Annotated in this window: 12 protein-coding genes and 2 tRNA genes; 7 read left to right on the forward strand and 7 right to left on the reverse strand. The window is 29.9% G+C overall.

What is annotated here, in order from left to right:
- Nucleotide 1 precedes the first annotated feature (1 nt).
- Nucleotides 2-505 carry a DUF6702 family protein gene (locus BMY86_RS05300; protein ID WP_143065600.1) on the reverse strand — a complete coding sequence of 168 codons (504 nt, stop codon included), beginning with the start codon at nucleotides 503-505 and terminating at the stop codon, nucleotides 2-4.
- Nucleotides 498-1,343, reverse strand: a complete 846-nt coding sequence (locus tag BMY86_RS05305; RefSeq protein ID WP_091466141.1) for a hypothetical protein — start codon at nucleotides 1,341-1,343, stop codon at nucleotides 498-500. The genes BMY86_RS05300 and BMY86_RS05305 overlap by 8 nt, the downstream gene beginning before the upstream one ends.
- A gap of 88 nt (nucleotides 1,344-1,431) precedes the next feature.
- Here BMY86_RS05305 and pepE point away from each other — a divergent pair, with 88 nt between their 5' ends.
- Entirely contained in the window at nucleotides 1,432-2,139 is a 708-nt protein-coding gene (pepE, locus tag BMY86_RS05310; RefSeq protein ID WP_091466144.1) for a dipeptidase PepE, read from the forward strand.
- A 131-nt stretch (nucleotides 2,140-2,270) separates the two neighbouring features.
- Here the strand turns inward: pepE and BMY86_RS05315 are convergent.
- Together BMY86_RS05315 and BMY86_RS05320 are read right to left on the reverse strand one after the other, a co-directional pair.
- Nucleotides 2,271-2,343: transfer RNA gene (locus tag BMY86_RS05315), tRNA-Gly, on the reverse strand.
- Between the two features lie 29 nt (nucleotides 2,344-2,372).
- Nucleotides 2,373-2,445 (reverse strand) — tRNA-Gly (locus tag BMY86_RS05320).
- Between the two features lie 125 nt (nucleotides 2,446-2,570).
- Here BMY86_RS05320 and BMY86_RS05325 point away from each other — a divergent pair.
- Both BMY86_RS05325 and BMY86_RS05330 read left to right on the forward strand, forming a co-directional pair.
- Nucleotides 2,571-3,020 carry a GNAT family N-acetyltransferase gene (locus BMY86_RS05325; RefSeq protein WP_091466147.1) on the forward strand — a complete coding sequence of 150 codons (450 nt, stop codon included), beginning with the start codon at nucleotides 2,571-2,573 and terminating at the stop codon, nucleotides 3,018-3,020.
- Between the two features lie 56 nt (nucleotides 3,021-3,076).
- On the forward strand, nucleotides 3,077-4,798 hold the full coding sequence (locus BMY86_RS05330; RefSeq protein ID WP_091466149.1) for a L,D-transpeptidase family protein: 1,722 nt from the start codon (nucleotides 3,077-3,079) through the stop codon (nucleotides 4,796-4,798).
- 20 nt (nucleotides 4,799-4,818) lie between these two features.
- Here the strand turns inward: BMY86_RS05330 and BMY86_RS05335 are convergent, their stop codons facing one another.
- On the reverse strand, nucleotides 4,819-5,568 hold the full coding sequence (locus tag BMY86_RS05335) for a murein L,D-transpeptidase catalytic domain family protein (protein WP_091466151.1): 750 nt from the start codon (nucleotides 5,566-5,568) through the stop codon (nucleotides 4,819-4,821).
- Nucleotides 5,569-5,854: 286 nt separating this feature from the next.
- Here BMY86_RS05335 and BMY86_RS05340 point away from each other — a divergent pair, with 286 nt between their 5' ends.
- The 4 genes from BMY86_RS05340 (at nucleotide 5,855) to BMY86_RS05355 (ending at nucleotide 10,546) form a co-directional block, all read left to right on the forward strand.
- Nucleotides 5,855-8,284, forward strand: a complete 2,430-nt coding sequence (locus BMY86_RS05340) for a DUF5916 domain-containing protein (protein WP_091466153.1) — start codon at nucleotides 5,855-5,857, stop codon at nucleotides 8,282-8,284.
- 94 nt (nucleotides 8,285-8,378) lie between these two features.
- Nucleotides 8,379-9,881 (forward strand): 2,3-bisphosphoglycerate-independent phosphoglycerate mutase, encoded by a 1,503-nt coding sequence (gpmI, locus tag BMY86_RS05345; RefSeq protein WP_091466155.1) that lies wholly within the window; start codon nucleotides 8,379-8,381, stop codon nucleotides 9,879-9,881.
- A complete protein-coding gene (locus tag BMY86_RS05350) occupies nucleotides 9,881-10,063 on the forward strand; it encodes a collagen-like protein (protein ID WP_091466157.1) in 183 nt (60 codons plus the stop codon). The genes gpmI and BMY86_RS05350 overlap by 1 nt, the downstream gene beginning before the upstream one ends.
- Before the next feature lie 6 nt (nucleotides 10,064-10,069).
- Complete coding sequence (locus BMY86_RS05355) at nucleotides 10,070-10,546, forward strand: hypothetical protein (protein WP_091466159.1); 477 nt, start codon at nucleotides 10,070-10,072, stop codon at nucleotides 10,544-10,546.
- A 57-nt stretch (nucleotides 10,547-10,603) separates the two neighbouring features.
- Here BMY86_RS05355 and yihA read toward each other — a convergent pair whose 3' ends face one another.
- Nucleotides 10,604-11,221 carry a ribosome biogenesis GTP-binding protein YihA/YsxC gene (yihA, locus tag BMY86_RS05360; RefSeq protein WP_091466163.1) on the reverse strand — a complete coding sequence of 206 codons (618 nt, stop codon included), beginning with the start codon at nucleotides 11,219-11,221 and terminating at the stop codon, nucleotides 10,604-10,606.
- A 47-nt stretch (nucleotides 11,222-11,268) separates the two neighbouring features.
- On the reverse strand, nucleotides 11,269-12,024 hold the full coding sequence (locus tag BMY86_RS05365) for an alpha/beta fold hydrolase (protein ID WP_091466166.1): 756 nt from the start codon (nucleotides 12,022-12,024) through the stop codon (nucleotides 11,269-11,271).
- Between the last annotated feature and the right edge of the window lie 110 nt (nucleotides 12,025-12,134).

The raw sequence follows: 12,134 nt of genomic DNA on the forward strand, positions 1-12,134 counted from the left end.
GTTAATTGTATTTCACTTTTTGATTGTTATTAGTATTGGTATACAATAATGTTTTTTTGTTACCATTTATATTCAAATGTATTAAATTTTGTTGTTCACTAAAAACATCAATTAATACATTATTTGTAATGTCAATATCTTTTATTTTGTCTTTAAAGTCAATTTTTAAATAACAAATTACAATATTGTCTTCTTGTTCTTTAGCTAAAAAACTAAAGTTCTGAATTTTATTATTGACTTTTATTTTCAAATTTTCTTCTAAATATTGTTCAATAAATTTATTAGCATCGGTAACTTCATCTTTTGTGGTAATGTAAAAATGCTTTTTGTATTTTTTGTGTAACGCTTTTTCTAAATCATCAATAAATAAACGAGAAGTAATTTGAATGGCTTTTTTTTCTTTTACATAATCAATTTGAAAAACACCCACGTAAAACTTATGCAAAGTAAAAGAACTTGCAAGGACTAGAATTAATAATACGATGCTTACTTTAAATTTATTCATCTTTTTTAGATTCTGTTTCTGGTTTAGGTGTTTCTTTAATTTCGGTTTTTAATTCTTCTTCAGTTTTATTTTCTGGTTCTTTAGGCTTTGGATTGTAAGGTTCTAAATTGTTTAATTTTAAATATTCAACCGCAAGTTGACTCATTCTAAAACTTACCATTTGTTTGTTTTTTGCTTTTGAAGCTTCTACAATTTGTTTGTCTTCTACAATATAAAAAATAAATCCATTAATATAATCTTCTGGAATATGAAGCGTATTCATAATGTAATCACTATCAAATGAATTGTTGATTTTCTTTTGTAAAAATTCTTTTCGTTCTACTTCTAATTCAGCTTTTAGTTGTTTTGTTCTTCCTGAAATGGCATTTAATAATGGATCGATTCCGAAATGTGTATTCAGTCCAAATTGTCCGTCTATGTCTGATGCTGTTTTTAATCTTCTTTCTGCAGGAGTGTATTTTTTTTGTCCTTTTGGTACTAGTCCTAAAGTTTCTGCATTAACATTATCATGACTGGTTACCATTATTTCCTTTATACGCTTACTATAAATTTCTAGTTTTATAAATAATAAATCGCTTCCGAAATCTTTTTTGGTTACAATGTGTTTTTTAGCAACTAAATGAATGGCGCTAAAAACTATTGTATCATTAACCTTAGCTTTTAATTTAAAATATCCACCATTAGTAGAAATTGTGTTACTTTTGTTTGAGATATTTACAATGTTAATTCCATCATTGTCGTTTGTTTCTACAATGATTTTTCCTCTAATTATTGAATCTTGTTGTGATAAAATAAATTGAGAGCAGAATAAAATTAATATTTGTAATAATCTTTTCAATAAAGTTGAATTATTTTGTAAAAATATAGGTTCAATTTTTAATCTACTAATAAAATTTTGTTAAGAATATTGAAAATTATATAAAAATATGAAAAGAGTTATAATTGCTAGTACTTCAACGTTATATAATGGTGGTTATTTAGAATATTTGAAACCAACATTAACCGACTTTTTTAAAGATGTAAAACAATTAATTTTTGTTCCTTTTGCTCGTCCAGGCGGAATTTCACATGATGAATATACGGAAAAAGTTGCTGGTTTTTTCGCAGATTTAAATATTGCTGTAAAAGGTTTGCATGAATTTGAAAACAAAATTGAAGCTATAGAAAATGCTCAAGCAATATTTACTGGCGGAGGAAATACATTTGTATTAGTTAGTATGTTGTATAAATTTAATTTATTAGATGCTATTCAAAATGCAGTTGAAAACGGCACACCTTATTTGGGGTCGAGTGCGGGAAGTAACATTTGTGGTTTAACAATGGGTACAACTAATGATATGCCAATTATGTATCCGCCTAACTTTAGAACTTTAGGTTTAGTTTCTTTTAATTTGAATCCACATTATTTAGACCCTATTGAAGGATCGACACATATGGGAGAAACACGAGAAACACGAATTAAAGAGTTTCATCACTATAATCCACAATCTGTTTTAGGATTGAGAGAAGGAAGCTGGTTAGAAGTTTTAGGAGATAAAATAACTTTAAAAGGAGAATTGCCTGCAAGATTATTTCAACAAGGTAAAGAGCCAATAGAATTAGAAACTGGTTCTGACTTGAGTGAATTAAAATAAAATATGCCTCAATTTATTTGAGGCTTTTTTTTTGAGCGGAAGACGAGGGTTCTCGTTATATGTAACGAGACGACATTCAGCTTTAAATTTTTTTTAAATAAAAAAAGCCTCAAATTTCTTTGAGGCTTTAGAGCGGAAGACGAGGGTCGAACTCGCGACATTCAGCTTGGAAGGCTGACGCTCTACCAACTGAGCTACTTCCGCATGGTAGATTTTTTATTTCAATAAATTTGAGCGGAAGACGAGGGTCGAACTCGCGACATTCAGCTTGGAAGGCTGACGCTCTACCAACTGAGCTACTTCCGCATGGTAGATGTTTTTGTTTTGTGGGTGCAAATATAATATCAAATTATAGTTAATTGCAAATTTTTTTTGAAAAAAAATAAGATATTTTGTGATTAAGTTTGTAATTCGTTAGTTAATAAAAGGTTATGAGTAATATAAAAATAAAAAAAATTTCTCATTTAGAAACAATTCCGGTAAGAAGTGAAGTTTTACGAAAAGGTAAACCTATTGAATCGTGTTATTTTGAAGGTGATGAATTAGAAGAAACGGTACATTTTGGATTGTTCAATGATGAAATATTGATAGGAGTTGCTTCTATTTTTAAAACAAAATCGAATCATTTTTCTGAAGAAAAGCAATATCAATTGAGAGGAATGGCGGTTTTGGAAGACTACCAAGGAAAAAGGTTAGGAGGTGTTTTATTAGAAGAAGCAATTCGGTTTGTACAACAAAATCAAGCAGATATTTTATGGTTTAACGCAAGAGAAAATGCAGTAAATTTTTACAAAAATTATAATTTTCGTATTTTTGGCAAGCCATTTGATATTAATGGGATCGGAATTCATTATGTGATGTATATGAATTTTGTCGGTTAAACACGCTTTTCGTCGACATTATTTAATATGCACGCATATTTTTTTAAATTTGTTATATGATGAAGAAAATTTGCATATTCATAGGTTTGCTTTTTGTTGTTTTTATGTCTTGTAAAAACAGCTCTAAGGAAGAATTTGTTGAAAGTGAAGATTATTTCGATACCATCAGAAAGATGACTGTTCACGCAATGCCTGAAGATTTATTAGCAGATAAAACAGATAGTATAAGAGGGCTTTACAAGCAATTTGATAATCATGAAATTTGGATTGATTCTGAAAATAGAGAAGATTTAATATCTCAAATTGAAAAAGCAAAATACGAAGGATTGAATCCGGAAGATTATAATTTATCTAAAATTTATCAAATTGAATTACGTAAAGATTCATTACAATTAGAAGAACAATTAGCCTACGATATTTTACTTACACAAACCTTTGAGAAAATTTGTAACCATTTCTATAGAGGTAAATTAAACCCAAAAGAGGTTTATGATAATTGGGATTTATATGAGAAAAAAGTAGCCTTATCTTCCTTAATTAAACCAGCAATTGAGAACAAAAAAATTGGAGCTACCATAACTAGTTTGTTGCCTACACACCCTCAATATTTGTCTTTAAAAGAAGCCTTAGCCAATATTAATACTTTACCCAATTCTAAATTTGATTCGATTAATACCAATCAAAAAATTAAGCTGAATGATAATTTAGAAGTCATTAAAGAAATTAAACGTCGTTTAGTTTATTGGAAAGATTTAAAAGTTAATGATACGCTTTATACTTCTAAATATGATGCTAAAACTTTTGAAGCAGTAAAAAAATTTCAAGCCCGTCACGGACTTAAAAATGATGGTGTAATTGGTATTGGTACTTTAAAAGCATTAAATTATAATAAAGAAACTCGAAAGGCTCAGATTTTAGCTAACTTAGAGCGTTGGCGTTGGTTTTCTAGAGATTTAGGTGATCAATATTTAATAATTAATTTACCGGATTATTGGTTAAATTATGTAAAAAATAACGATACCATTGCTACGCGAAAAATTGTTTGTGGAAGACCAAAAAGAATGACTCCAATTTTATCTTCAAGATTGTCCAATTTTGTTTTTAATCCAACTTGGACTGTTCCACCAACTATTATAAAAGAAGATTTATCAGTTGAAGCTTCTGCTAATAGAAATTATTTTTCAAGAAATAGAATTACTATTTATAATGGTAAAAATGAAGAAGTTTCTCCTTATAGCTGGAATCCAGATAAAGCTGAAAGTTATCGTTATGTTCAAACGCCAGGTTATAATAATTCGTTAGGTTTAGTAAAATTCAACTTTCCTAATCATCATTTGGTTTATTTGCACGACACTAATCATAGAGATTATTTTGCATACACCTATAGAGCATTAAGTTCGGGTTGTGTTCGTGTAGAAAATCCAGTAAACTTAGCTAAATTAATTCTTTCTGATCAAGATAATGGAAGATGGAAAAGTATCGATTCGATTCGAAAAGAAAGAGCGGAAAGAGAAAAGAAATTAATGCTTCAAAAAAATTATAAGCCTAAAAAACTTACTCCAGAAGAATTGGCTGAAAAAATGAAACTAGAAGCCGAAGAAAAAGATGAGATTGATAAAATCATTGATAAAAAAGATACGTACTATATAAAAGTAAAACAACCCATTTATATCCATCAACTCTATTGGACAAGTTGGAAAGATAAAAATGGATTGCAGTTTAGAGATGATATCTATAATTTGGATATGATGCTATACGAAAAATTAAAAAGTTCGTAATATTCTTTTCCTTGTTTAATTTATGAAACTAATTTAGATTTAGTTGCATACATTCTTGTTGGATGATAAATGAATAAAACCGATTTGTTTTTAATTGTATGGATCAATTTAGAAGCAACTTCTGGTGCTACAGCAGGACAACCTTGACTTCTTCCTATAAATCCTTGTTTTTGTGCTAATTTTTTAGATACATAATCAGCACCATGAACAACTACAGATCTTTCTCTTGCGTTATTGTTTAATCCGTATTCTTGTCCGTCTAATTTTAAAGATAATCCGTGTTTTCCAACATAAGTTTCACCTGTAATGAAAAACCCTAAACTACTTTTGTGTGATTCATTTTCGTTAGAAAAGTATTTTGCAAATTCTTGACCAGAATTCATACCATGAGAAACTAAAGTTTGTAATAAAACTACTTTGTTTTCCATGTCAATTACCCACATTCTTTCTTTTGTAGAAGAAAAGCTAAAGTCAACAATAGTTAAAACTTTATTTAAAACTTTACCTTGATTGTCTAATTGTGAGTAACCTTCAAAAGCATTTTTAAAAGTTTCTAAATTAGGTAATGTAAAATCACCAGCGTTTATTTCATTATATAGAAGTTCTGTTTTTTCTTCAAAACTTAAAACTTTATTCTCTGCAAGCATTACTGATTTCTCAGTAGTAATCTTATTTGAGTTTGTTTTAGATGTACCTTTTATAGTGTTTTCATTAATTTTTGTGTTAAGAAAAAATCCTAAAAAAAGTAAAGGTAAAAATTTGTAACTCATTGTAAATCTTGTTGTTAGTTGTATAATTCTGGAGCCAAATATAGAATTAATTTTTAATAAAAAAAATTTTTTCGTGTTTTTTAACGATTTTTTTCTGCATTTCGTCGATTATTTTGCATTTCGTCGATTTGTACTATTTGAAAAAGCCTTTAAAATCTATAGGTTTCAGATATTCAACATATTGTAGGTTTTTTGTGAAAAATAAGTAAAATAAAATTTAACATTTATTTTAGAAACATTATTTGTGCTTATTAGACTAACGATTCAATCGTTAATCAAATCATAAATGAAAGTATTTAAAATCATCAGTCTAGCTCTAATCTCTCAATTTTCTTTTGCTCAAGAAAGTTTATCTGAAATTGAAAAAAAGAAAGTTTCTGCAATTAAAACCTCTTCATCAATTAAAATAGATGGTAATTTAGACGAAAGCGATTGGCAAAATGTGCCGGTAGCAAAAAACTTCGTAATGTTTGATCCAGATAATGGGAAACCTGAAAGAGAAGAATTACGATCTGAAGTGAAGGTTTTATATGATAACGATGCGGTTTACATTGGTGCAACCTTATACGATAATGAGCCGGATAAAATTTTAAAAGAAATTACTGAAAGAGATGATTTTGGTGCTGCCGATTTTTTCGGAGTTTTTATTAACGGTTTTAACGATGGTCAGCACGAATATAGTTTCTTCGTAAATACTTCAAGCGGTCAAGCCGATTGTATTCGAACGAATCAAGGTGAAGATTTTTCTTGGGACGCTATTTGGCATAGTGAAGCTAAAGTTACTAATTTAGGTTGGCAAGTTGAAATGAAAATTCCTTATGCCGCATTGCGTTTTTCTAAAGAAGATATTCAAAAATGGGGCATTCAGTTTTTTAGAGAAGTAAGACGTTTACGTCAAAAATTCACTTGGAATCCTGTGGATAATAGAAAAGGTTCGTTTACACAACAAGCTGGAGAATTAGAAGGAATATCTAATGTGCAAACTCCAACGCGTTTGTTTTTAATTCCGTATTCTTCTTTTTATTTGAATAGTTTCGGAAAAGAAAAATCATTTGGAACTTTAAAAGGTGGTTTAGATTTGAAGTATGGTTTAACAGATGCTTTTACCCTTGACATGGTTTTAATTCCTGATTTCGGACAAACAAAATTTGATAACAAAATTTTAAATCTAGGTCCGTTCGAACAAGTATTTAACGAAAACCGACCTTTTTTCACAGAAGGTACCGATTTATTTAGTAAAGGTGGATTGTTTTATTCGAGAAGGATTGGACAAGGTCCAAGTACATATCCAAACACATCACCAACAGAAGAAGTGGTAGAATATCCTAATGCAGTGGATTTGGTTAATGCAGTTAAAGTTTCAGGTCGTACAAATGACGGATTAGGAATTGGATTTTTAAATACGGTTACTAAAAAAACAGATGTAGTAATAAGAGATGTAGTTACGGGCGATGAAAGAATTGAAACAGTTGAACCTTTAGCGAATTATAATGTTATGGTGGTTGATCAACGTTTTAATGGAAATTCTTCTGTTTCTTTAATTAATACTAATGTAACGCGTGATGGAGAATTTAGAGATGCGAATGTAACAGCAACAGCTTTCAATTTGAGTACAAAAAAGAATACCTATAATACGAATGGTGTTTTTAGATATAGTTATGTAAATGATTATAAAGATTTAGACAACAAAAAAGGGATTTCATCCAATTTAAATTTTTCTGAAACAGCAGGTAAAGTTAGATTTTCGGTTGGTGGAGAATATGTTTCTGAAGATTATGATAATAATGATTTAGGAATAAACTTTCAAACTAATTATTTTGCATTAAATGGTAGTGCTAGTTATAGATCGTTAAAACCAACGGAGAAATTAAATTCATACCGAATAAACTTTAGTACATATAATCAGTTTGATAATCGTACACATTTTTTACAAGATCAGAATTTTAATATCAATGCTAATTTTACGAATAAGAAAAATCATGCAGCTGGATTCGGATTTAATATTAATCCTTTTGAACGATACAATTTCTATAATCCACAAGTGGAAGGTAGATATGTAATTTTTCCTAAAAACTACGGAACTTGGGCTTGGATTTCTACAAATTATAACAATAAATTCGCATTAGATTTAGAACCAAATATAGGTTTTGCTGAAGCGAAAGGTTGGTGGTATTGGGGATTAAATGTTAGTCCGAGATACCGTTTTAACGACAAGTTCTTGTTAATCTATAGAAATAATTTCTACAACGAATACCAAGATTTAGGTCGTGTCGCACAAAATGGAGACGATATTGTTTTTGCAAAAAGGGATAATCAAACGTTAGAAACCGGATTAGAAGGTAAATATTCTATCAATGCTCAAATGAATTTCGGATTAAGATTAAGACATTATTGGTCATTTTCTGAAAATAATTCGTATTATAAATTGTTAGAAAACGGTAGAGTAGAAGAATATGCGTATACCAATAATAGAAACTCAAATTTCAATTCTTGGAATTTCGATTTATCATACAGTTGGTGGTTTGCACCAGGAAGTCAAATGTCGGTTTTATATAGAAGTAATGCCGGAATTTTTCAACGAGAAATTGATAAAGACTTAAGTTATCAAGCGAAACAAGTTTTTAATCACGAACAATTAAATCATACTTTTTCTATTAGTTTGCGTTATTTTATCGACTACAATCAAGCGAAAAACGTGTTTAAAGGAAAAGCGTAATTTTAAGGTCATTGCGAGGTACGAAGCATACGAACAAAGCGAACTGACGAAGTAATCTAATTTTTTAGTAATTTCGTACCATAAATTAAACACAATGAACAAAAAAGTTATTTTAATGATTTTGGATGGTTGGGGACATTCGCCAGATCCAAAAGTTTCTGCTATAGACAATGCCAATACGCCTTTTATAGATTCTTTATATAAAAATTATCCAAATGCCGAATTGCGTACAGATGGACTTCACGTAGGTTTACCTGAAGGTCAAATGGGAAATTCGGAAGTAGGTCATATGAATTTAGGTGCTGGCCGTATCGTGTATCAGGATTTAGCGAAAATTAATTTAGCAGTTCAAAATCATACCTTGAAATATGAAAAACCATTAATTGATGCCTTCAATTATGCAAAAGCGAATCATAAAAAAGTACATTTTTTAGGTTTGGTTTCTGATGGAGGTGTACATTCACACACTTCACATTTACGTGGATTAATAGAAGCGGCACAAGAAAATGGTGTGCAAGATATGTTTGTTCATGCTTTTACAGATGGTCGTGATGTTGATCCGAAATCAGGTAAAAAATACATTCAAGATTTACAGGAATTTTTAGCCAATACCAACGCAAAATTAGCTTCTGTTGTAGGAAGATATTATGCGATGGATAGAGATAAACGTTGGGAACGCGTTAAATTAGCTTACGATTTAATTGTAAATGGAATCGGAGAAAAATCAAATGATTTGGTGGCAAGTATTCAAAAAAGTTATGATAATGACGTAACCGATGAATTCATCAAACCTTTATTTGCTGAAAACGGAAAAACTATTGAAAATGATGATGTAGTGATTTTCTTCAATTTCCGTACGGATAGAGGTAGAGAATTAACAGAAGCGCTTTCTCAAACCGATTTTCATGAGCAAAACATGCATAAATTACCGTTGTATTATGTAACACTTACAAATTACGACGAAACTTACGAAAATGTACACGTAATTTATGATAAAGATAATATTACTGAAACGTTAGGTGAAGTACTTTCTAAAGCTGGGAAAAAACAAATCCGTATTGCAGAAACTGAAAAGTATCCACACGTTACCTTTTTCTTTTCTGGTGGAAGAGAAGAGCCTTTTGAAGGCGAATCGCGAATCTTAAAAAATTCACCAAAAGTAGCTACTTACGATTTACAACCAGAAATGAGTGCTTTCGAATTGAAAGATGCACTTGTGCCTGAAATCCAAAAAGGAGAAGTAGATTTTGTGTGTTTAAATTTCGCAAATGGTGATATGGTAGGTCATACAGGAAGTATGCCAGCAGCTATTAAAGCTTGTGAAGCTGTGGATGTTTGCGTAAAAGAAATCATTGAAACCGCTTTAGCGAATAATTATACGACGATTGTAATTGCCGATCATGGAAATTGTGAAACGATGATTAATCCGGATGGTTCACCAAACACAGCGCATACAACCAATCCAGTTCCAGTTATTTTAGTCGATAATGATAAAATAAATATTCATTCGGGAGTTTTAGGAGATGTTGCACCAACTATTTTAGATTTAATGGGAATTTCTCAACCAGAAGCTATGACACAAAAATCTTTATTATAATGAAGAAATTAGTAATATTTCTTTTTATAGTTATGACTACAAGCTGTTCGGTGGGAATTAAAACTCGTGGAGAGGATGGTAAACCTGGTAAAAATGGTAAACCTGGTACTGCTCAAGAAAAAGGTGAAGATGGAAAAAAAGGTGAAGATGGGAAAAGTAATAGTGTTGGAATAAAATTATAGATAATTATGGCTTCAAATATTCCTGTAGTAAAACAAGCAGCTTGGATTTCCATAATTCCACAAATAGGTGTGATGATACTATTATTTGGATTCTACTATTTAATTGGGTTAAAGGAATTTATACTTTATGGCGCATTAACTTATTTATTGTTTTCTTATAGTTTGAGGGTTTTTGTGCCAAAAAGCCATAGGAAAGGAATTAAGTTAATGAAAAAAAATAAATTTGAAATTGCAATTTTGAATTTTGAAAATAGCTATAATTTCTTTGTGAAAAATAATTGGATTGACAAGTATAGATATTTAACACTTTTAAGTTCTTCGAAAATGACTTATAGAGAAATGGCATTGTGTAACATCGCTTTTTGTTATGGTCAAATTGGAAATGGTAAGATGATGAAAGAATATTATAAAAAAACTTTAGTAGAATTTCCAGATAATAGTATTGCTTATTCTGCAATAAAAGCAATTGATTCATTAAAATAAAACAAATAAAAAACTCCCAATTTGGGAGTTTTTTTATTTTTATTCAACATCAGATTTTTAAAAATCAGATCCCGTAAACAATTCTTGGTTTACGCTATCGATATAATTTAATACGTCTTCTTTACCTAATGCATTTTCAGATGAGGTTACAAAATATTGTGGCATTTCTTCCCAATTATTGGCTAATAAATTTTTCTTGTACGCCGCTACATTTTTCTGAATAACGTTTTTTCCAATTTTATCGGCTTTTGTAAAAATGATACAAAACGGAATTTCACTTTCTCCTAAATATTCTATAAATTCTAAATCAATTTTTTGAGGTTCATGACGAATATCTACCAAAACAAATGCACAAATTAATTGTTCTCTGCTTTCAAAATAATCCGTAATAAATTGTTGAAATTTCGCTTTTGTAGTCTTTGAAACTTTAGCATATCCGTAACCTGGTAAATCTACTAAATGCCAATTTTTATTGATTAAAAAGTGATTTATTAACTGTGTTTTTCCAGGTCTACTTGATGTTTTTGCTAAGTTCTTATTATTCGTTAGCATATTAATCAATGACGATTTTCCAACATTCGATCTTCCAATAAAAGCATATTCAGGAATTCTGTCCTTCGGACATTTAGCCACTTCTGAATTACTAATTACAAATTCGGCACTATTAATTTTCATAGTATTTAAAATTTAAAAGTCATTCAAATTTGAATGACTTTATGTTTTTATATTTTTTTCTCCGTTAACCAACCGTATAATAATTCATTAAATTGGTCTGGCTCTTCCATCATTGCTGCATGTCCACATTTGTCAATCCAATATAAACTCGAATTTGGAAGTAATCTGTTAAATTCATCTGCAACATCTGGAGGTGTTACTTTGTCTTGTTTTCCCCAAATAATACATGTTGGTGCATGCATTTTTGGTAAATCCTTTGCCATATTATGACGAATCGCACTTTTGGCAATCGTTAAGGTTTTCAATAATTTAATTCGATCATTAACCGTTGCAAAAACTTCATCTACAATTTCTTTAGTTGCAATTTCTGGATTGTAAAATACATCTTGAGCTTTCTTTTTGATGTATTCATAATCCCCACGTTTTGGGTAACTTTCTCCCATTCCGCTTTCGTATAATCCTGAACTTCCAGTAATTACTAATCCTTTTACTAATTCTGGATATTGTTTTGTAAAATATAAACCGATGTGTCCGCCTAACGAATTTCCAACTAAAATGACACGTTCAAATCCTTTAAATGTAACAAAATCTTTAACGTATTTTGCAAAAGCTTTCACATTAGTTTTCAGTAAACTCTGCGTATAAATTGGTAATTCTGGAATGATTACTTTATATCCTTTTTTTGGGAAAAAAGTAGCAACACCATCAAAATTACTCAAGCCTCCCATTAATCCGTGTAAAACGATAATTGGAGTACCTTCTCCTGCTTCAAAATAAGTATATTTCTTTTCTTTCTTTATCATAAAATCTCTTCGTGTACAAATAATCTAATAGTTACAAAAATACACAAATTTTTCACATATGGTCATTTACAGAAATTATAAAATAATTAATTACATAAATGACTAAAATT

It is taken from the genome of Flavobacterium urocaniciphilum (assembly GCF_900110615.1).
Classification (GTDB): domain Bacteria; phylum Bacteroidota; class Bacteroidia; order Flavobacteriales; family Flavobacteriaceae; genus Flavobacterium; species Flavobacterium urocaniciphilum.

Coding starts and splice junctions, on each gene's coding strand:
- BMY86_RS05365 (WP_091466166.1), bottom strand. CDS start 12,024: ATGATAAAGAAAGAAAAGAAATATACTTATTTTGAAGCAGGAGAAGGT.
- BMY86_RS05335 (WP_091466151.1), bottom strand. CDS start 5,568: ATGAGTTACAAATTTTTACCTTTACTTTTTTTAGGATTTTTTCTTAAC.
- BMY86_RS05355 (WP_091466159.1), top strand. CDS start 10,070: ATGGCTTCAAATATTCCTGTAGTAAAACAAGCAGCTTGGATTTCCATA.
- BMY86_RS05340 (WP_091466153.1), top strand. CDS start 5,855: ATGAAAGTATTTAAAATCATCAGTCTAGCTCTAATCTCTCAATTTTCT.
- BMY86_RS05300 (WP_143065600.1), bottom strand. CDS start 505: ATGAATAAATTTAAAGTAAGCATCGTATTATTAATTCTAGTCCTTGCA.
- pepE (WP_091466144.1), top strand. CDS start 1,432: ATGAAAAGAGTTATAATTGCTAGTACTTCAACGTTATATAATGGTGGT.
- BMY86_RS05330 (WP_091466149.1), top strand. CDS start 3,077: ATGATGAAGAAAATTTGCATATTCATAGGTTTGCTTTTTGTTGTTTTT.
- BMY86_RS05325 (WP_091466147.1), top strand. CDS start 2,571: ATGAGTAATATAAAAATAAAAAAAATTTCTCATTTAGAAACAATTCCG.
- BMY86_RS05350 (WP_091466157.1), top strand. CDS start 9,881: ATGAAGAAATTAGTAATATTTCTTTTTATAGTTATGACTACAAGCTGT.
- yihA (WP_091466163.1), bottom strand. CDS start 11,221: ATGAAAATTAATAGTGCCGAATTTGTAATTAGTAATTCAGAAGTGGCT.
- gpmI (WP_091466155.1), top strand. CDS start 8,379: ATGAACAAAAAAGTTATTTTAATGATTTTGGATGGTTGGGGACATTCG.